This is a genomic window from Kaistia granuli DSM 23481, from assembly GCF_000380505.1.
In the GTDB taxonomy this organism is placed as follows: Bacteria; Pseudomonadota; Alphaproteobacteria; order Rhizobiales; family Kaistiaceae; genus Kaistia; species Kaistia granuli.
This window is the reverse complement of sequence record NZ_AQYH01000005.1, coordinates 215,452-232,676: the sequence shown is the minus strand read 5'-3', so window position 1 is coordinate 232,676 and position 17,225 is coordinate 215,452. Positions and strand designations below refer to the sequence as shown.

21 protein-coding genes are annotated in these 17,225 nt (G+C 66.5%); 8 read left to right on the top strand and 13 right to left on the bottom strand.

The window, feature by feature from the left end:
* Positions 1 to 22: 22 nt before the first annotated feature.
* The 4 genes from lptB to G342_RS0106770 all read right to left on the bottom strand — a co-directional run bounded on the left by lptB (position 23) and on the right by G342_RS0106770 (position 3,008).
* The gene (gene lptB, locus G342_RS0106785) at positions 23 to 1,003 is read right to left on the bottom strand and encodes an LPS export ABC transporter ATP-binding protein (protein ID WP_083931142.1); all 981 of its coding nucleotides are present in this window, start codon (positions 1,001 to 1,003) and stop codon (positions 23 to 25) included.
* Entirely contained in the window at positions 933 to 1,574 is a 642-nt protein-coding gene (locus G342_RS23490; protein ID WP_026304194.1) for an LptA/OstA family protein, read from the bottom strand. The genes lptB and G342_RS23490 overlap by 71 nt, the downstream gene beginning before the upstream one ends.
* Positions 1,571 to 2,278 carry an LPS export ABC transporter periplasmic protein LptC gene (gene lptC, locus G342_RS0106775; RefSeq protein ID WP_018182359.1) on the bottom strand — a complete coding sequence of 236 codons (708 nt, stop codon included), beginning with the start codon at positions 2,276 to 2,278 and terminating at the stop codon, positions 1,571 to 1,573. Before lptC ends, G342_RS23490 begins: the two co-directional genes overlap by 4 nt.
* Positions 2,279 to 2,393: 115 nt before the next feature.
* The gene (locus tag G342_RS0106770) at positions 2,394 to 3,008 is read right to left on the bottom strand and encodes a ribonuclease D (protein WP_018182358.1); all 615 of its coding nucleotides are present in this window, start codon (positions 3,006 to 3,008) and stop codon (positions 2,394 to 2,396) included.
* A 126-nt stretch (positions 3,009 to 3,134) separates the two neighbouring features.
* Between G342_RS0106770 and G342_RS0106765 the strand changes: the two genes are divergently transcribed.
* From G342_RS0106765 to G342_RS0106755, 3 genes are all read left to right on the top strand, one after another.
* A complete protein-coding gene (locus G342_RS0106765) occupies positions 3,135 to 4,154 on the top strand; it encodes a Gfo/Idh/MocA family protein (protein ID WP_018182357.1) in 1,020 nt (339 codons plus the stop codon).
* Between the two features lie 153 nt (positions 4,155 to 4,307).
* Positions 4,308 to 4,736 carry an Hsp20 family protein gene (locus G342_RS0106760; RefSeq protein WP_018182356.1) on the top strand — a complete coding sequence of 143 codons (429 nt, stop codon included), beginning with the start codon at positions 4,308 to 4,310 and terminating at the stop codon, positions 4,734 to 4,736.
* A gap of 38 nt (positions 4,737 to 4,774) precedes the next feature.
* On the top strand, positions 4,775 to 5,023 hold the full coding sequence (locus G342_RS0106755) for a BQ00720 family protein (RefSeq protein WP_040878371.1): 249 nt from the start codon (positions 4,775 to 4,777) through the stop codon (positions 5,021 to 5,023).
* A 218-nt stretch (positions 5,024 to 5,241) separates the two neighbouring features.
* On the opposite strand, the gene pheT is transcribed toward G342_RS0106755, so the two are convergent.
* The 5 genes from pheT to infC form a co-directional block, all read right to left on the bottom strand.
* Entirely contained in the window at positions 5,242 to 7,659 is a 2,418-nt protein-coding gene (gene pheT / locus G342_RS0106750) for a phenylalanine--tRNA ligase subunit beta (protein ID WP_018182354.1), read from the bottom strand.
* Positions 7,660 to 7,669: 10 nt separating this feature from the next.
* The gene (gene pheS / locus G342_RS0106745; RefSeq protein ID WP_018182353.1) at positions 7,670 to 8,752 is read right to left on the bottom strand and encodes a phenylalanine--tRNA ligase subunit alpha; all 1,083 of its coding nucleotides are present in this window, start codon (positions 8,750 to 8,752) and stop codon (positions 7,670 to 7,672) included.
* 170 nt (positions 8,753 to 8,922) lie between these two features.
* Positions 8,923 to 9,291: a 50S ribosomal protein L20 gene (rplT, locus tag G342_RS0106740; protein ID WP_018182352.1), complete on the bottom strand. Its 369-nt coding sequence runs from the start codon at positions 9,289 to 9,291 to the stop codon at positions 8,923 to 8,925.
* 28 nt (positions 9,292 to 9,319) lie between these two features.
* Positions 9,320 to 9,514 (bottom strand): 50S ribosomal protein L35, encoded by a 195-nt coding sequence (rpmI, locus tag G342_RS0106735; RefSeq protein ID WP_018182351.1) that lies wholly within the window; start codon positions 9,512 to 9,514, stop codon positions 9,320 to 9,322.
* Between the two features lie 277 nt (positions 9,515 to 9,791).
* Complete coding sequence (gene infC, locus G342_RS0106730; protein ID WP_026304192.1) at positions 9,792 to 10,331, bottom strand: translation initiation factor IF-3; 540 nt, start codon at positions 10,329 to 10,331, stop codon at positions 9,792 to 9,794.
* Between the two features lie 233 nt (positions 10,332 to 10,564).
* Here infC and G342_RS0106725 point away from each other — a divergent pair, with 233 nt between their 5' ends.
* The 4 genes from G342_RS0106725 to G342_RS0106710 all read left to right on the top strand — a co-directional run bounded on the left by G342_RS0106725 (position 10,565) and on the right by G342_RS0106710 (position 13,807).
* Complete coding sequence (locus G342_RS0106725; RefSeq protein ID WP_018182349.1) at positions 10,565 to 11,332, top strand: alpha/beta hydrolase; 768 nt, start codon at positions 10,565 to 10,567, stop codon at positions 11,330 to 11,332.
* 62 nt (positions 11,333 to 11,394) lie between these two features.
* Positions 11,395 to 12,003: a sulfite oxidase-like oxidoreductase gene (locus G342_RS0106720; protein ID WP_018182348.1), complete on the top strand. Its 609-nt coding sequence runs from the start codon at positions 11,395 to 11,397 to the stop codon at positions 12,001 to 12,003.
* 9 nt (positions 12,004 to 12,012) lie between these two features.
* Positions 12,013 to 12,774 carry a ferredoxin reductase gene (locus tag G342_RS0106715; RefSeq protein ID WP_018182347.1) on the top strand — a complete coding sequence of 254 codons (762 nt, stop codon included), beginning with the start codon at positions 12,013 to 12,015 and terminating at the stop codon, positions 12,772 to 12,774.
* Positions 12,764 to 13,807 carry a glycosyltransferase family protein gene (locus tag G342_RS0106710; RefSeq protein ID WP_018182346.1) on the top strand — a complete coding sequence of 348 codons (1,044 nt, stop codon included), beginning with the start codon at positions 12,764 to 12,766 and terminating at the stop codon, positions 13,805 to 13,807. Before G342_RS0106715 ends, G342_RS0106710 begins: the two co-directional genes overlap by 11 nt.
* On the opposite strand, the gene G342_RS0106705 is transcribed toward G342_RS0106710, so the two are convergent.
* Together G342_RS0106705 and G342_RS0106700 are read right to left on the bottom strand one after the other, a co-directional pair.
* Positions 13,808 to 14,689, bottom strand: coding sequence for an SDR family oxidoreductase (locus G342_RS0106705; protein WP_018182345.1), 882 nt, complete (start codon positions 14,687 to 14,689; stop codon positions 13,808 to 13,810).
* 87 nt (positions 14,690 to 14,776) lie between these two features.
* Complete coding sequence (locus G342_RS0106700) at positions 14,777 to 15,298, bottom strand: DUF2244 domain-containing protein (RefSeq protein WP_156830841.1); 522 nt, start codon at positions 15,296 to 15,298, stop codon at positions 14,777 to 14,779.
* 22 nt (positions 15,299 to 15,320) lie between these two features.
* Between G342_RS0106700 and nth the strand changes: the two genes are divergently transcribed.
* Complete coding sequence (nth, locus tag G342_RS0106695; RefSeq protein ID WP_018182343.1) at positions 15,321 to 16,025, top strand: endonuclease III; 705 nt, start codon at positions 15,321 to 15,323, stop codon at positions 16,023 to 16,025.
* Positions 16,026 to 16,040: 15 nt separating this feature from the next.
* Here nth and G342_RS0106690 read toward each other — a convergent pair whose 3' ends face one another.
* A complete protein-coding gene (locus G342_RS0106690) occupies positions 16,041 to 16,493 on the bottom strand; it encodes a DUF2214 family protein (protein WP_018182342.1) in 453 nt (150 codons plus the stop codon).
* A 42-nt stretch (positions 16,494 to 16,535) separates the two neighbouring features.
* Entirely contained in the window at positions 16,536 to 17,213 is a 678-nt protein-coding gene (locus G342_RS0106685) for a sulfate transporter family protein (RefSeq protein ID WP_018182341.1), read from the bottom strand.
* Positions 17,214 to 17,225 lie beyond the last annotated feature (12 nt).

Here is a 17,225-nt window from a genome sequence, read left to right as displayed (position 1 = left end):
GGTATCGCATGGCGGGCCGCCATCAAAGCGTAAACTGCTCTCCGAGGTAGAGCCGGCGCACGTCGGGGCTGGCGACGATGTCCTCCGGCCGCCCTTCCATCAACACCTCGCCGGCATGGATGATGTAGGCACGGTCAATCAGGCCGAGCGTCTCGCGCACATTGTGGTCGGTGATCAGCACGCCGATGCCGCGCTGGGTCAGGTGGCGGACCAGCGTCTGGATGTCGCCGACGGCGATCGGATCGATGCCGGCGAAGGGCTCGTCGAGCAGCATGAAGGCCGGCCGGCTGGCCAATGCCCTGGCGATCTCGCAGCGCCGGCGCTCGCCGCCCGAAAGCGCGATGGCGGGCGATTTGCGCAGATGGCTGATGTGGAACTCGGCCAGCAGCGAATCGAGTTCCTCTTCGCGTTTGTGGCGGTCCGGCTCGACCACCTCGAGCACGGCCTTGATGTTCTGTTCGACCGTCATGCCACGGAAAATCGAGGTTTCCTGAGGCAGATAGCCGATGCCAAGCCGGGCGCGCCGATACATCGGCATCTGCGTGACGTCATTGCCGTCGAGCTCGATGCGGCCGTGATCGGCGGCGACGAGGCCGGTGATCATGTAGAAGATCGTCGTCTTGCCGGCGCCGTTCGGCCCGAGCAGGCCGACCGCCTCGCCCCGCGCCACGGCGAGGCTGGCCGAATGCACGACGCGGCGACGGCGATAGCTCTTGCCAAGGCCATGCGCGACGAGCCAGCCCGGCCCTCCGGCATCCTGGACATAGCGGGTCGCCTGCGGCTCGGCTTCGCGTGCCGCTGCGGCCGGAGCCGTCGACCCACTGTTGAAAAGGCGCGAAAAAATCACCGGCGCTCCGTGCGATGGTCCGGCGCGCGGCCGGACCCTGTCCTCAGGCTGATCCCGGACGGGACCCGTTCGACGGCAAGTGCGCTCAGGGCGTCTTGCCCGGGGCGGAGCCCGGCGTGAAAATGCCGCGGATGCGGGCACCCGGCGTCTGGTCAACGCGGGCGCGACCGGTCGTCATGTCCCAGGTCAGCTTGTTGCCGGTGATGACGTTCGGACCCTGGCTCAGCACGACATTGCCGGTGAGCGTCACCAGCTTGCCGACCATGTCGACGACGGCATTGTCGCCGGTCGCGGTCTGCTGGCCGGAATTCACATAGACCTTGCCGCTCGCCTCGATGCGGGTGAAGCTTCCGGCACCGGGAAGCGTGCCTTCCAGCGCCGACGGCTCTTCCTTGGCGGCAGCCGGCTTGGCGCCATCCTTGGCCGCATCCTTGGCATCGGCGCCGGCGGCCGGCTTGGAGCCGGCGGAGTAGATCGAGATCTTGCCGGCCTTCAGCACGCTGTCGCCGCGCGTCACGGTGACGTTGCCGGTGAAGGTCGAGATCCGCTGGCCGTCCTTCTCGACGACGTCGAGCGAATCCGCCTCGACATTGACCGGGCCCTTCTGGCCGGTCTGGAAGCCCTTGAACAGATCAGCGGAGGACTGCGCCCGCGCCTCGACGGCGCCGAAGGCCATCGGCAGGAACGCCAGGGCAAGGAGAAGACGGCGGTGGGACAATCTTGTCATTCGATCACCGAAGGTGCGGCGGGCTGCGGGGAAGTCGAGTCGTCAGGGGTTGTATACGTCACCTTTACCCCATTCCGAAACATAACACGCTTGCCGCGGTCCTGTACTTCGACGCTGTTCGCCTGGATGCGGCTGCCCTGGGCGCTGAAATCGATCGGCTTGTCGGAGCGCATCGTCCCCGCCTTCATGTCGATATCGGCATTTTCCAGCGTTCCGTCGATGCCGGTCGACGTCTTCAGCTTGATCGCCTTGTCGAGGAACAGACGCTGCGTGTCGGCATAATAGGTGCCGGTCGTGGCGTCGACCTTCGCGGTATCCTCATTGCCGAGGCCTATGGTGGCGCCAATCTTCTGCAGCGTGACAACCTTGGTATTTTCCAGCGACTGCTCGGCCCGGTCGGCCTTCAGCTCGTAGGCGCGGCCATTGTTGGTGTAGCCCGAGACATGCGGGCTCTCCATCACAACCGCATTGTTGGTGACGTCGATGGAACCGAAGGAGACGCCCTCCGGCAGGTCCGGCACGAAATAGGTGAACAGGAAGAAGCCGCCGGCGGCGACCAGGCTGATCGTCGGCAGCGCAATCTTCAGGATACGGACGAAAACACTATGGCGCCGGGCCGCGCGGTAGCGCGCATCGACGCCGTCACGGTCATCGAACTGTCCGGGGCCAGGGGCTGACCAGCTGGGGTCAGTCGTCGCTCTCATGCCGTCTCTGCTCTCATGTCGACTACACGTCACTTCGGGCCCGCGTCACAGGCGCTACCTATATGGATATTTCGCGGCGCGAACCAAGACGCGCGGCAAAATGCGCCGAAGCCCCTCAGGAATGCGCGAAGATATCCTCTTCCGGCCAGCCTGCAAGATCGAGTGCCGCGCGGGTCGGCAGGAAGCGGAAGCAGGCCTCCGCCAGCTCGGTTCGGTTTTCGCGCGCCAGCCGCTCGTCCAGCTTGGCCTTGAGGCCGTGCAGGTAGAGCACGTCGGACGCCGCGTAGGCGAGCTGCGCCTCGGTCAGCTTCTCCGCCGCCCAGTCCGAGCTCTGCTGCTGCTTCGACAGGTCGACGTCGAGCAGCTCCTTGACCAGGTCCTTGAGACCGTGCCGGTCGGTATAGGTGCGGGTCAGGCGCGAGGCGATCTTGGTGCAATAGATCGGATCGACCGTGATGCCGAAGGCGTTGCCGAGCACAGCGACATCGAAACGGGCGAAGTGAAAGATCTTGGTGACGGCCGGGTCGGTCAGGAGCCTGACCAGGTTCGGCGCCTCTTTCTGGCCGGGCGCGATCTGCACGACGTCGGCCGAGCCGTCGCCGGCGGAAAGCTGCACGACGCAGAGCCGGTCACGGTGCGGATTGAGCCCCAGCGTTTCGGTGTCGATCGCAACCGACGCGCCATAGCGGGCGAGATCGGGCAGGTCGCCGCGATGCAGACGGATCGTCATGACAGAAAAATTCCTCAGATGCCGGAAGCGTTTGCGTTTTCCTAACGAAGCATGTCGACTTCTGCAATGACGCAGGTCACAGCCGACAGGATCGCATGTCCGGCGATGCGGAGGGAGACGACATCGATGAGCCACCTCGCAGGCGAGCCGGCGACGGAGAAAGTCCGCTGGGGCATTCTGAGCACGGCTCGCATCGCGCGCCAGCGCGTCGTGCCGGCGATGCTGAAGAGCGCCTCGACCCGGATCGACGCCGTCGCCTCGCGCTCGCTCGAAAATGCCCGCAATTTCGCCGCCGCATTCGACATTCCGCGCGCCTATGGCTCCTACCAGGAACTGATCGACGACCCCGAGATCGACGCCATCTACAATGCGCTGCCCAACCATCTGCATGTCGAGACTACGCTGGCCGCGGCGGAAAAGGGCAAGCATGTGCTCTGCGAGAAGCCGATCGGCCTCGATCTCGCCGACGCGCTCCGCCTGAAGGCGGCGCCGCCAGGCGTGCTGATCGGCGAGGCCTTCATGATCCGCCACCATCCGCAATGGCACGAGGTGGCGAGGATCGTCGCCTCCGGCCGCATCGGCCCGGTGCGCGCGGTGCAGACCTTCTTCTCCTTCCTCAATGTCGATCCCGCCAACATCCGCAACCGGCCGGAGACGGGCGGCGGCGCCCTGCTCGACATCGGCTGCTACGCGATCGCCTCGGCGCGGCTGATCTTCGACGCCGAGCCGGTCCGCGTGATGGCGCTGGTCGACCGCGACCCGGCCATGCGGACGGACCGCTCAGCCGCGATAACAGCCGATTTCGGCGGCGGCCGGCAGTTCAGCGCCCAGCTCTCGACCCAGGCCTTCCGCCATCAGCGCGTCGGCATCGTCGGCACCGAGGGGCGGATCGAGATGGAGACACCCTTCTCCGCCCCGACCGACGAGAAATCGAAGATCACGGTCGACGTGCATGGCCCCGGCCAGCCGGTCGAGACGATCGTCTTCCCGCCCGTCGACCAGTATGCGCTGCAGGCGGAGGCGTTCTCGCGCGCCGTGCGCGGGACGGGCCCCTGGGAGTTCGGGCTCAACGACGCGCTCGCCAACATGGCCGTTCTCGACGCGTTGTTCCGCTCGGAGCAGTCGGGGAACTGGGAGAAACCCTGACTTTCGCCGTCCCGGATCGGTCCATCGACGATCCGCCGCCGCTGTTCTTGAAGCCGGCTTCGGGGACAACCATATTGGGGCCACGGGAATAGTCCCGACGGATGCCTCTTCGAGGGTCCGGTTACAAGGTCGCTTAGTGAAAGGACTTTGTGGATGTCGCGCGTTTCTGCGTTCTCCAGTCCGTTGCTTCTCGGATTCGACGAGATCGAACGAGCTCTCGATCGGGTCGCGAAAGCGTCGGGCGATGGCTATCCGCCCTATAATATCGAGCGGATAACCAAGACCGACATGCGCGATGAATGTCTACGGATCACGCTTGCCGTCGCCGGCTTCAGCCGCGAGGCGCTGGAGGTGACCGTGGAAGAGAATCAACTCGTCATTCGCGGTCGCCAGTCTGACGAACGCGAGCGGATCTACCTTCACCGTGGCATCGCCGCACGACAGTTCCAGAAGACCTTCGTGCTGGCCGACGGGATCGAGATCATCTCGGCGGAGTTGAAAGATGGACTGCTTGCCATCGACCTGGCCCGGCCGACGCCGGAACGGATCGTCCGCAAGATCGAGATCGGCGTTCGCGACTAAGGTCGTCGATCCTCTCGCTCGTTGATGAGGAGATTGTCATGAGTACCCGTTTCCATATGACGCCCGAGTCCTTCGCTGGCCTCGGCAATGGCCAGATCGCCTATGTGAAGGCGATCCAGTCCGAGAACATCAAGGAACTGTTCCCCGATGCGCCCGAAATCGCGCCGGGACAGAAATTCTGGGCCCTGCTCGACGCACGCGGCACGCCGCTCATGATTTCCGACAGCCGCGAGGCCGTCGTCATGAATGCGCACGAGAACGACCTCGAGACGGTCAGCTTGCAGTAAGCCGCCCGCCGCGCCCCCATCGCGGCGTCGACCTTCCATCCCTGATCGCTGGATTTGGCATCGGATATTCCCCCGCGCGCGGGTGGAATCCGGTGCCTTCGGCGTTTTTGAAGCTACCGCCGGTGCTGGGCCGCCCGCGCCTCACCTCGCCCGCCCCACAAACAAAGAGCCGCCCGGACTCGCATCCGGGCGGCTTTTTTTTTCGAAAGCAGAAGGCGTTAGGAGCGCAGGACGCCCCCCGTCGCCTTGCCGACCTGTGCGACGATCTTGGCCGAGACGGCGTCGATCTCCTCGTCGGTCAGCGTCTTCTGCGTCGGCCGCAGCGTCACCTCGATGGCAACAGACTTCTTGTCGGCGCCGAGTGACGCGCCTTCGAAGATGTCGAACACCGAGACGCCGGCGATCAGCGCCTTGTCGGCGCCCTGCGCCGCCTTGACCAGCTTCGCCGCTTCCACCTTGCGATCCACCACGAAGGCGAAGTCGCGCGTCACCGGCTGGTAGGGCACCAGCTCGAGCGGCGGCTTGGTCTTGGTCGGCCGGGCGCGCGGCACCGGAATCGCGTCCAAGATGATCTCGAAGCCGACCAGCGGGCCGGAAACGTCGAGGGCCTCCAGCACGGACGGGTGCAGCTCGCCGAACCAACCGATGATGTTCTGCGGCCCGAGCTGGATCGTGCCCGAGCGGCCCGGATGGAACCAGGCCGGCGCACCCGCGACGATCTGGAACTTGTCGACCTGCGCACCCAGCGCATCCAGGAGAGCCAGCGCATCGGCCTTGGCGTCGAACACCGACACCGACGGCGCCTTGCCCTGCCAGTGGCGGCCAGCGCCGTTCACGGTTGCCGTGTTGCGGCGGATGCCGGTGGCGGCGGTCAGCTGGTCCGTCGGCTTGATGCCGCGGAAGATCTGGCCGACTTCGAACAAAGCGAGATCGGCGATGCCGCGATCGGCATTGCGCTGGGCTGCCAGCAGCAGGCCGGGCAGCAGGCTCGGCCGCATGTCCGACATGTCGGTCGAGATCGGATTGGCGAGCGCCAGTTCCGGCTTGCCGCCGCCGAAGGCTTCCGCCACCGGCTTCGCGACGAACGACCAGGTCACCGCCTCGACGAGACCGCGCGAGGCCAGCGCCCGCTTCGATCGACGGGTGCGGGTCTGCGCCAGCGCCAGCACCGGCTTGGAGACGTTTTCCGACTTCGGCAGCGGCGTCGACGGCACGCTGTCGACGCCCCGGATGCGCATCACTTCCTCGACCAGATCGGCCTTGCCGTCGATGTCGGGCCGCCAGGACGGCACGCCAACCGTCAGCACGGGCGCCTTGCCGGCGACGGTGAAGCCGAGCGCGGTCAAGATGGCGCGGATCTCGTCCTCGGTCGGATCGATGCCGGCCAGCCGCTTCACTTCCGAAATCGGGAAGGCGAGCGACAGATGCGGCTCGGGCGCCGCGCCGGTGACGACCACGTCGCTCGCCTCGCCGCCGCAGAGTTCCTGCACCAGGCGGGTGGCGAGCTCGAGGCCCGGCAGCATGAAGGCCGGGTCGACGCCGCGCTCGAAGCGGTAGCGCGCATCCGAGTTGATGCCGAGCTTGCGGCCGGTCTGAGCGATGTTGAGCGGCTCCCACAGCGCCGATTCGATCAGCACGTCGACGGTGTCGTCGGAGCAGCCTGACGCCTCGCCGCCCATGATGCCGCCGAGCGATTCGATGCCGTTGTCATCGGAAATGACGCAGATCGACGGGTCGAGCGTATAGGTCTTGCCGTCGAGCGCCAGCAGCGTCTCGCCGCCGACGGCGCGCCGCACCACGAGATCGCCCTTGACCTTGGCGGCATCGAAGACGTGCAGCGGCCGGCCGCGATCGAAGGTCAGGTAGTTGGTGATGTCGACCAGCGCGTTGATCGGCCGGAGGCCGATGGCGCGCAGCTGGCGCTGCATCCATTCCGGCGACGGGCCGTTCTTAACGCCGCGCACCATGCGGAGCGCGAAGGTGGGGGTGAGCGGCGGCGTATCGCCGAAATCGAAGGTGACACCAACCGGAGACGGGAATTTGCCCTCGACCGGAGCGACCGTGCGATCCTTCAGCTGGCCGAGGCCGGCGGCCGCCAGGTCGCGTGCGACGCCGTGGATGCCGAGGCAATCCGGGCGGTTCGGCGTGATGGCGATGTCGATGACGGGATCACCGAGGCCGGCCCATTCGGCATAGGCCATGCCCACCGGCGCATCATCCGGCAGCTCGATGATGCCGTCATGATCTTCCGACAGCTCCAGCTCGGCTTCCGAGCATAGCATGCCGTGGCTCTCGACGCCGCGGATGGTGCCGACGGCGAGCGTGATGTCCTTGCCCGGAATGTAGGTGCCGGCCGGCGAGAACACGCCCTTCATGCCGGTGCGGGCGTTCGGCGCACCGCAGACGACCTGCACGGGATCGCCGGAGCCGGTATCGACCATGCAGACGCGCAGCCGGTCGGCGTTCGGATGCTGAACGGCCGAGACGACATAGGCGATGGTGAAGGGGGCGAGCCGCTTCGCCTTGTCCTCGACGCCCTCGACCTCGAGGCCGACACGGGTCAGCGCATCGGTGATCTCGTCGATCGTGGCATTGGTCTCAAGATGCTCCTTGAGCCAGGAAAGCGTGAATTTCATGGATCTTTCCTTACGAGCTCAGGCCGCCGACGAGGGTCGGCAGGTCCAGCGGACGGAAGCCGTAATGGTTCAGCCAGCGCTGATCGGCGTCGAAGAAGGCTCTGAGGTCCGGCATGCCGTATTTCAGCATGGCGATGCGGTCGATGCCCATGCCGAAGGCGAAGCCCTGGTAGACGTCGGGATCGAGGCCGGCGAAGCGGATGACGTTCGGATGAACCATGCCGCAGCCGAGGATCTCGAGCCAGTCATCGCCCTCGCCGAAGCGCACTTCGTTGCCGACCCGCTTGCAGCGGATGTCAACTTCCATCGACGGCTCCGTGAACGGGAAGAAGGACGGACGCATGCGCATCTCGACCTTGTCGACCTCGAAGAAGGCGCGGCAGAACTCTTCGAGCAGCCACTTCAGATGGCCGATATGGCTCGACGTGTCGATCACCAGGCCCTCGACCTGATGGAACATCGGCGTGTGGGTCTGGTCGCTGTCGTTGCGATAGGTCCGGCCGGGCGCGATGATGCGGATCGGCGGCTTCTGGGCCTGCATGGTGCGCATCTGCACCGGCGAGGTATGCGTGCGCAGCAGCAACCGCTCGCCCTTCTCGTCCGGATTGAAGAAGAAGGTGTCGTGCATCTCGCGGGCCGGATGGCCGACGGGGAAATTCAGCGCGGTGAAATTGTAGTGGTCGGTCTCGATGTCCGGCCCCTCGGCGACGGCGAAGCCGAGATCGCCGAAGATCGCCGTGATCTCGTCGATCACCTGGGAGATCGGATGGATGCGGCCCTGCTCGAGCGGGCTCGCGCGCAGCGGCAGCGTAACATCGACCGCCTCGGCAGCGAGGCGCGCGGCGAGGCCGGCTTGCTTGAGGCTGGCGCGGCGGGCGAGAAGCGCTTCGGAAACACGGTCACGAAGACCGTTCAGCGCCGGTCCCATGACCTTGCGCTCGTCCGGCGACATGGCGCCGAGGCCCTTCAGCAGTTCGGAGACGGAGCCCTTCTTGCCAAGGGCAGCGACGCGGACCGCCTCGATGGCGGCTTCGTCGGAAGCCCCGTCGATGGCCGCGCGGATGTCGCGTTCGAGAAGTTCGAGATCGGACATGTCATTCCTCATGGGCGCCTGTTGAGCGCCGGATCATCGTCAGTTCGATCCGAAGAGGAATGCTCGCCGGATCACGCCAAACGCCGCAGCCGCGAAAAGCGGCGGCGGCGCGGTTGCGTTCCGGCCCCGGAAAGTCCGGCGGGAGGCCGCCCGGAGGCGACCGTCCCCACTCAGGCGGCCTTGAGGGCGCCCTGAGCCTGATCGACCAGCGCCTTGAAGGCTACCGGCTGGCTGATTGCCAGTTCGGCCAGCACCTTGCGGTCGACTTCGATCCCGGCCTTTGCGAGGCCATCGATAAAGCGGCTGTAGGTCAGGCCCTCGGCAACTTCGCGGACTGCCGCGTTGATGCGCTGGATCCAGAGAGCGCGGAAATTGCGCTTCTTGGCCTTGCGATCGCGGTACGAATACTGGGCGGCCTTGTCGACCGCTGCCTTCGCTGTCCGGATCGTGTTCTTGCGACGACCGTAGAAGCCCTTAGCGCGCTTCAGGATCTTCTTGTGCTTGGCGTGAGACGTTACGCCCCGCTTAACTCGCGACATGGTTCAAACTCCAGGTAAAGGGGACGGTTCAGCCGTTCAGGAACTGCTTGACGATCTTCGCATCCGCATCCGAAAGCGTGGTCGTGCCACGTGCATTCCGGACAAACTTCGCGGTGCGCTTGATCATGCCGTGCCGCTTGCCGGCCTGGCCTGCCTTGACGCGTCCGGTACCCGTGAGCTTGAAGCGCTTCTTGGCGCCGCTCTTGGTCTTCAACTTGGGCATTTTGCTCATCCTTAATCGTGCTGCCGAGATGAGAACCACCTTGCGCCCGTCTTGCGACAGGCGGCTGGATGGTCGCTTCGGCATGGAAGCATTCGTGAGCCGACGCGGCATGCCCTGAGAAAATCGTCAACGGATTGACGTTCCTCGCGCCGGGCGGCTCGGAAACGGCGGATCTATAGCGGGAGCGGAGGAAGGTGGCAAGATCCCAAGTGAGGGGGCGGGCCGATGTTTCCGGTCCGCCAACTTGCAGCGTTCGATCGCTGGCCTGCCGACCGCCTTAGCGGGGTGCCAGCACCATGATCATCTGGCGGCCTTCGAGCTTCGGTTCCGCCTCGACCTTGGAGATCTCGGCCGTCTCGTCGCGCACGCGCTCGAGAAGCTTCATGCCGAGATGCTGGTGGGCCATTTCGCGGCCACGGAAGCGGAGCGTCAGCTTGACCTTGTCGCCCTCTTCAAAGAAGCGCTTGATGGCCTTCATCTTGACCTCGTAATCGTGGTCATCGATGGCGGGGCGCATCTTGATCTCTTTGACCTCGACGACCTTCTGGTTCTTGCGAGCCTCGTTGGCCTTCTTCTGGGTCTGGTACTTGAAGCGGCCGAAATCGAGGATCTTGCAAACAGGCGGCTCGGAGTTCGGCGAGATCTCGACGAGATCGAGGCCTGCCTCCTGGGCAGCGGCCAGCGCATCCTGGATCGGGGTGACGCCAACATTCTGGCCGTCTTCACCGATCAACTGAACTTCACGGACACCACGAATTTCGCGGTTGATACGCGGCCCATCCTTAGTGGGTTCCTGCGCTTTGAACGGACGGCGAATGGGGGCACTCTCCTCTAACGTTAATGAATCGGTCCGGATTGACTAAATGGGTACGAACCGCGTCTTTGCCTAGGCCATAACAAGGGCGATGCAAAGGGCGGCGCGCGCGGGGTCAAAGTTCCCGGACAGAATGGGGAAACTCGGCCAAGCAGGCGGGAAAGTCAACCGAAAGCCGCCGTTCCGCTCCGGTTCGATCCGGATCGGGCGCGAATCTGGTCCCATATGAGGAAGTGATGCAGTCAGAACACAGAACGATCGCCGTCGGCGCCGGCGCAAATGCCCGCGACATCGCGATCCTCGCTCGACCGGGCGCCGGACCCGGAATCCTGTTCCTCGGCGGCTTCATGTCGGACATGCGCGGCTCCAAGGCCGAGGCGCTGGACGAATGGGCGGCAGCCAATGGCCGCGCCCTCACCCGCTTCGACTATTCCGGCCATGGCGCCTCCGGCGGCGACTTCGCCGACGGCACCATCACGCGCTGGCTGGAGGAAGCCCGCGCCGTCCTCGATAGCGCGACCAGCGGGCCGCAGATCCTCGTCGGCTCGTCGATGGGCGGCTGGATTGCCCTGCTGCTGGCGCTCGCCCTGCGCGAGGCCGAGCCCGGCCGGGTCGCCGGCCTCGTCCTCCTGGCGCCGGCGGTCGACATGACGCGCGACCTGATCCTTGCCCGCATGACCGAGGCGGAGAAGGCCGAGATGGAGACGACCGGCGCTCTCAAGCAGCCGAGCGCCTATTCCGACCAGCCCTATCTGATCACCAAGGCGCTGATCGACGACGGCGAGGCCCATCTTCTCGGCCACAGGCCGGTTGCGCTCGGCGCGCCGGTCCATATCATCCAGGGCGTCCTCGACGACGAAGTGCCATGGCAGGTCGCGATAGACCTTGTCGCGCAGCTGGCGCAGGACGATGTGGTGCTGACGCTGATCAAGGATGCCGGCCATCGCCTGTCGCGGCCGGAGGATCTGAAGAAGCTGATCCAGGCCGTCGAGGCGATCGCCTGACGGCGCTTCCACTTCCTGTGGGCGGATGGCTCCCATCCGCCCCGGCACGGACGGAGCAAGGCATGGCCACCACGCGCGGTTTCTCCGGCAAGCGTCCCGCCGACGGCGTCGGCGAGCGGCTGCCGCCCGGCCAGTATCTCACGGAGGATTTTCCCATCCTGTCGGCCGGGCCGGTCCCCCGCGTTGCGCTCGAGAACTGGCGCTTCACCGTCAAGGACGGCGTGCGGCCGGTGGCGAGCTGGAACTGGGAAGCCTTCAACTTGCTGCCGAAGACCAAGCTGACGCGCGACATCCACTGCGTGACGAAATGGTCGAAGTTCAACACCGCCTGGTCCGGGGTGATGATCGACGACATCCTGGCCGAGGCCGGCATCGAGGCGCCGAGCGACTTCGTGCTCGCCCATTCCTATGACGGCTACTCGACCAATGTGCCGACCGAGGACCTGATCGTCGGCAAGGCCATGATCGCCACCGCCTATGAGGGCAACCCGATCATTCCCGAGCATGGCGGCCCTGCCCGGTTGCTGGTGCCGCATCTCTATTTCTGGAAATCGGCCAAATGGGTGAACGGCCTGCAGTTCACCCGCCGCGACGAGGCGGGCTTCTGGGAGCTCCGCGGCTATCACATGCGCGGCGATCCGTGGCGCGAGCAGCGTTTTTCCGGAGATTGAGGCCCTGCCTTGAGCATTGATCCCGAGATCGCGCCGCAGCCGAAACGGCTGGTCTGGCAGGAGGCGACCGTCGTCGCCATCACGATCGCCACGCCGCGGGTAAAGATCTTCCGGCTGCGGCCGGTGGCGTGGCAGGGCTTCACGGCCGGCCAGCATGTCGACCTGCGGCTGACGGCGCCGGACGGCTACCAGGCCGAGCGCAGCTATTCGATCGGCTCGGCCCCGGACAGGAGCGGCGAAATCGACCTCGTCATCGACCTGATCGACGACGGCGAAGTGTCGCCCTTCTTCCACGCGGTGGTCGAGATCGGCGACACGATCGAGATGCGCGGCCCGATCGGCGGCCATTTCATCTGGCGTGCCGAGGATGGCGGGCCGCTGCTGCTGGTCGCCGGCGGTTCCGGCCTGGTGCCGCTGATGTCGATGCTGCGCTACCGGAGCGACGCCGCGCCGGACATTCCCGCCGCGCTGGTCCTGTCGGCGCGGCGCGAAGGGGAGATGATCTGGCGCGAGGAGCTACTAAGCCGGGATCGCGACGAAGCGGGCTTCCACTTGTTCGCGACGGTGACGCGCGACGTACCGGCGACGCCTGGCATCCATCATGGCCGCGTCAATGCCGGGCTGATCGCCTCGGCGCTGGCGCGCCTGCCCGCGCCGCCGAAGACGATCTTCATCTGCGGCGCGACGCCCTTTGTCGACGCCGCCGCCGATCTGGCGCTTGCCGCCGGCATCCCCTTCGAACGCATAAGGACGGAACGCTATGGGGGCTGAGCCGCTCGCCATCACCGCCGGCGACATGCCCGATACAATCGATGCCAGCGCCACCGACGACCTTATCGCCTTCTCCCAGCATCTCGACCGCACCGCGACGGCGTGGCTCGACGGGCTCGGCGCCGGCGCGCGGCGCGATGGCCGCCGCGTCTTCTACCTCGTGGTCGGGACCGAGGATTATGCGCTCGGCATCGCGGCGCTGGTCCGGTCGCTGCGGGCCCGGTCGACGCTGCCGATCCTCGTGCTGGCGGCCGGCGGCTGGAAACCGCAGCTGCGCGAGGAGCGCCTCGCCGTCATCCATGTGCCCGAGATCGTCAAGCGAGACCTGGAAGCCTGGGGCGCGCCCCGCTTCCGGCGGACCCTGACCAAGCTCTGGGCCTTCAGCTTCGTCTCGGCCGACCGGCTCGTCTTTCTCGACGGCGACTGCCTGGTGCGGCAGCCGATCGACGACCTCCTCGACGGCGACGGTTTCGCGGCCGCGCCCGACCTGCTCTCCAACCAGCCCGGGCCGGTGTTCAATTCCGGCGTCTTCGCGCTGTCGCCGGATGTCTCCACGCGTCGCGCTCTGTTCCAGTTCCTGCCAGGAGCGCGCTCGTTCGACGGCGGCGACCAGGGCATCCTCAACACCTTCATCGGCGCTCCGGCGCACTGGCTGCCGGCTTGTGACAATCTGCTTCGAACCTATGAGCACGCCATGCCCGGAGCCGCCGGGACGGCGCGCATCGTCCACTACACCGCCAAGAAGCCCTGGCACCCGGATACCGAGACCGAGGGGGACCGCGCCCTGATCGCGCTCGACGACGCCTGGACCGAGCATCTCGACCGCGACGAGCTGATGGCGCTGGTCGGCGAATGGCGGCGCCGGACGGCGGCCGCGGAGATCGCCACGAACGCCGCGCTGGCACGGCTCGAGGCGGAGATCATTGGCCAGCGAAACCAGGTCCGGCGCCTGTGTCGGAACGGTCTGGCACTGGGCGGGCTCGTTGCCCTGCTGCAACTCGCCCTGTTCGGCGTCTGGTTGCTGGCAGCCTGATCAGCCGCGCCAGCTGCCGTCCTTCCAGAGCGCGGCGATGCCCTCGCGATAGCTCGGATAGGCAAGCCGCACGCCGAGATCGGCGGCGAGCCGCTTGTTGCCGACACGCTTGTTCTCGCCATAGAACGAACGGACCATCGGCGACAGGTCGGCCGTCTCGAAATCAATGGCCGGCGGCGCCGGATAGCCCGCCGTTTCGGCGGCGAAGGCGACGACGTCCTGCGGCGGCGCCGGCTCGTCGTCGGTGACGTTGAAGACGCCGGCGGCCTCGCGCGCCGCGCCGGCGGCGACCACCGTGGCGATGTCGGCGACATGGATGCGGTTGAACACCTGGCCGGGCTTTACCAGCCGGCGCGCCGTGCCGTCGACGATCTGCGCGAGCGCGTTGCGGCCGGGTCCATAGATGCCGGAGAGCCGGAAGATGCCGATCGGGACGCCGAGTTCATCGGCGAGGAGGCGCCATTCCGTCTCGGCCCGCACCCGCTCGATCGAACGGCCCGACAGCGGCCGGGGCTCGGTCGCCTCGTCGACCCAGCCGCCGCCATGATCGCCATAGACGCCGACGGTGGAGAGATAGCCGATCCAGGCAAGATCCGGCGCCCCCGCCAGCGCCTCGCGCAGCAGGCCGAGAACCGGATCGCCGGCCGTGCCCGGCGCGATCGACTGGATGACATGCGTCGCCCGCTTCACCGCCGCGACGAGTTCGTCGCTGATGGTCTCGCCGTCGAAGACATGCGCGTCGATGCCCTCGGCGCGCAATTGCGCCGACTTTTCCGGGTGGCGCACCGTGCCGCCGATGGTGGCGTAATCGCCCTTGACCCGCCGGGCGAGCGCCTGGCCGGAGAAGCCGAGCCCGAAAATGAAAAGGTGCTTGTCGCGCATGCCGTCACCGGGGCTGGATGGAAGACCTTGGCGATCTATGGCCGAAAGCGGCCGCCGTTCAAGCCCGACCGCAGCCAGGCCACCGCTTCAGGCGTGACGAACCGAGGCGAGCGCCTTCGAGAAGGCCGCCGCGAAGCTCTCACGATCCTCCGGATTGAGAAAGGCCCCGATGGCGAGCCGCCGGCCATGCGAGGCCAGCGCCATGCGGACGATGCCCCATTCCGGCTGCCGCTCGACCTCGAGCCGGGCCCAATAGGGGTTGAAGTCATATTCCTGCGCGCGGCCGTTTGGCGCAATCCGGCGCACCGTCAGCTGCTCTTCCGTCATCTCGACGATCTCGCAGGCGCGGGCGGCGCGATAATTCATGCGGAAGGCGAGCTGGATGACGAGGATGTCGAGCCCGAAAAAGCCGGCGATCGGCCAAGCGCCCATCGACCAGAACAGCAGCCCGCTCAGGAAGCAGGTGCCGCCGACAAACATCAGCAGCGCCCCGTAGCCGCGCGGCGACAGCGAGCGATAGGGCCGCAGCGTCGCCTGGAACAGCAGTTCCGCGCGACGACCTTCCCGGGCGGGGTCTTCAGCGGCGATGTCGACATTGCGGTCGCTCATGGCGGACCAGTATAGAGGATGCATGTCCGATGCACAGCCTCTTCCTCCCGCCCCGCCGCCGCGCCGGAAGGCCGCACGCCCGCCGAAGCGCTTCACCAAGGCCGAGGTGGAGGAAGTCTTCGCCCGCTTCGAGGCGCGCGACCCGGAACCGAAGGGCGAACTGGAGAGCGTCAACACCTTCACGCTGCTGGTCGCGGTCGTGCTGTCGGCGCAGGCGACCGATGCCGGCGTCAACAAGGCGACGCGGGCGCTGTTCGCCATCGCTGACACGCCGGCCAAGATGCTGGCGCTCGGCGAGGACCAGGTGCGCGACTACATCAAGACGATCGGCCTGTTCCGCACCAAGGCGAAGAACGTCATCGGCCTGTCGAGGATGCTGGTCGAGCTGCATGGCGGCGAGGTGCCGGACGACCGCGCCGCGCTGGAGGCGCTGCCCGGCGTCGGCCGCAAGACGGCGAATGTCGTGCTCAACATCGCCTTCGGCCACCCGACCATCGCCGTCGACACCCATATCTTCCGGATCGGCAACCGTACCGGCCTCGCCCCCGGCAAGACGGTCGACGCGGTCGAGAAGGAGCTGAACCGGATCATCCCGGCGAAATACATGCTGCACGCGCATCACTGGCTGATCCTGCACGGCCGCTATGTCTGCAAGGCGCGCAAGCCCGATTGCGCGATCTGCCTCATCAACGACCTCTGCCGCTACCCGGACAAGACGATCGCCTGAGGGGGCGGCCCGCCCTCAGAGCCCGATGCCGCGCGCCATCAGCGATGCGAAGATGACGACCAGCACCAGCGCCGCGGTCTCGCTATGGACCATGCGGCGCGTCGCGGTGATCTCGGCCGCGCCGGGCGAGAAGGACGGATCGGCCTTGGCCTGCCGGCGCCAGCCGAGGATGCGCCGGGTCGGCTGGATCGACAGCAGTCCCATCACGACGAAGGCGGCGATCTTGCCCCAGAACACCCAGTTGTGGGTGTAGAACTCCGAGCCCTTCAGGCCGAGGAAAACGCGGCCGAAACCGACCAGGATCAGCAGCATCGCCACGCCGCCATAGAGCGCGTCGACCCGACCGAGCTTCTCGATCGCCGCGCCGGAAAGGCCGGGCTTCAGCAGCATGAGCTCCATCGTCAGCAAGGTGACGATGGCGAAGACGATCAGGAAGTGACCGATGGCGAGCAGCAGGTCGGCGAGCATGGCGGTTCCCCGTGGCGCGGTCCCGTATCGCGATGATCTTGCCTAGTTTTCGACCGGACGGGAACCCGTCACCCGCTTGTGCAGATGCGTCATGAACGCCGTGGCGAACAAGGGCGTCAGCAGGTTGAGGATCGGAATCGCCAGAAACAGCGCGATGACGAAGCCGCCGAGAAACACCGTGACGGCGTTTTCCCGCCGGAGCTGCCGCGCCGCCTCGACAGGGCGGAAGCGCGAGGCCGCCGCCTCGAAGAATTCGCGCCCGAGCAGATAGCCGTTGCCGATGAAGAAGGCGACGAGATTGACGCCCGGCACCAGCAGGAGGATCAGGCAGACGAGGTTGACCAGGATCACCGTCGCGGTGAAGCCGAGCGTCGAGACGATGCTGTCGATGAAAGAGAGGCCGCGCCCGGGCGGATCCTGCGGGTAGTGCGTCTGCTCGACCACCTGGGCAATGTCGTCGGAGAACAGGCCGGCGAGCAGCGCCGAGACCGGCGCGATCAGGAAGCCGAGCCCGATCACCAGTCCGAAGCCGGTGACGATGGCGACCGAGGTCTGGATCCAGGGCTGGCTCGGCCAGTCGGCGAAGGTGACGACCAGCCATTGCAGGCCGAACCAGACGCCGACCAGAAGCACCAGGGTCAGCGCGAGCGACTTCCACAGCACAGAGCGGAAGGGCGGCGTCCAGATATCGGTGAGGGCGAGCCAGGCGGCCGACAACATGCGGAATTCCCC

Excerpts from the sequence above, each read along its gene's own strand:
- rplT (WP_018182352.1), bottom strand. The coding sequence starts at position 9,291 with ATGTCGCGAGTTAAGCGGGGCGTAACGTCTCACGCCAAGCACAAGAAG.
- G342_RS0106770 (WP_018182358.1), bottom strand. The coding sequence starts at position 3,008 with ATGACGATCCGTCTGCATCGCGGCGACCTGCCCGATCTCGCCCGCTAT.
- pheT (WP_018182354.1), bottom strand. The coding sequence starts at position 7,659 with ATGAAATTCACGCTTTCCTGGCTCAAGGAGCATCTTGAGACCAATGCC.
- rpmI (WP_018182351.1), bottom strand. The coding sequence starts at position 9,514 with ATGCCCAAGTTGAAGACCAAGAGCGGCGCCAAGAAGCGCTTCAAGCTC.
- nth (WP_018182343.1), top strand. The coding sequence starts at position 15,321 with ATGTCCGATGCACAGCCTCTTCCTCCCGCCCCGCCGCCGCGCCGGAAG.
- G342_RS0106710 (WP_018182346.1), top strand. The coding sequence starts at position 12,764 with ATGGGGGCTGAGCCGCTCGCCATCACCGCCGGCGACATGCCCGATACA.
- G342_RS0106755 (WP_040878371.1), top strand. The coding sequence starts at position 4,775 with ATGAGTACCCGTTTCCATATGACGCCCGAGTCCTTCGCTGGCCTCGGC.
- G342_RS0106725 (WP_018182349.1), top strand. The coding sequence starts at position 10,565 with ATGCAGTCAGAACACAGAACGATCGCCGTCGGCGCCGGCGCAAATGCC.
- G342_RS0106705 (WP_018182345.1), bottom strand. The coding sequence starts at position 14,689 with ATGCGCGACAAGCACCTTTTCATTTTCGGGCTCGGCTTCTCCGGCCAG.
- pheS (WP_018182353.1), bottom strand. The coding sequence starts at position 8,752 with ATGTCCGATCTCGAACTTCTCGAACGCGACATCCGCGCGGCCATCGAC.
- G342_RS0106720 (WP_018182348.1), top strand. The coding sequence starts at position 11,395 with ATGGCCACCACGCGCGGTTTCTCCGGCAAGCGTCCCGCCGACGGCGTC.
- G342_RS0106700 (WP_156830841.1), bottom strand. The coding sequence starts at position 15,298 with ATGAGCGACCGCAATGTCGACATCGCCGCTGAAGACCCCGCCCGGGAA.
- G342_RS0106765 (WP_018182357.1), top strand. The coding sequence starts at position 3,135 with ATGAGCCACCTCGCAGGCGAGCCGGCGACGGAGAAAGTCCGCTGGGGC.
- G342_RS0106760 (WP_018182356.1), top strand. The coding sequence starts at position 4,308 with ATGTCGCGCGTTTCTGCGTTCTCCAGTCCGTTGCTTCTCGGATTCGAC.
- G342_RS0106690 (WP_018182342.1), bottom strand. The coding sequence starts at position 16,493 with ATGCTCGCCGACCTGCTGCTCGCCATCGGTCACTTCCTGATCGTCTTC.
- G342_RS23490 (WP_026304194.1), bottom strand. The coding sequence starts at position 1,574 with ATGACAAGATTGTCCCACCGCCGTCTTCTCCTTGCCCTGGCGTTCCTG.
- lptC (WP_018182359.1), bottom strand. The coding sequence starts at position 2,278 with ATGAGAGCGACGACTGACCCCAGCTGGTCAGCCCCTGGCCCCGGACAG.
- G342_RS0106685 (WP_018182341.1), bottom strand. The coding sequence starts at position 17,213 with ATGTTGTCGGCCGCCTGGCTCGCCCTCACCGATATCTGGACGCCGCCC.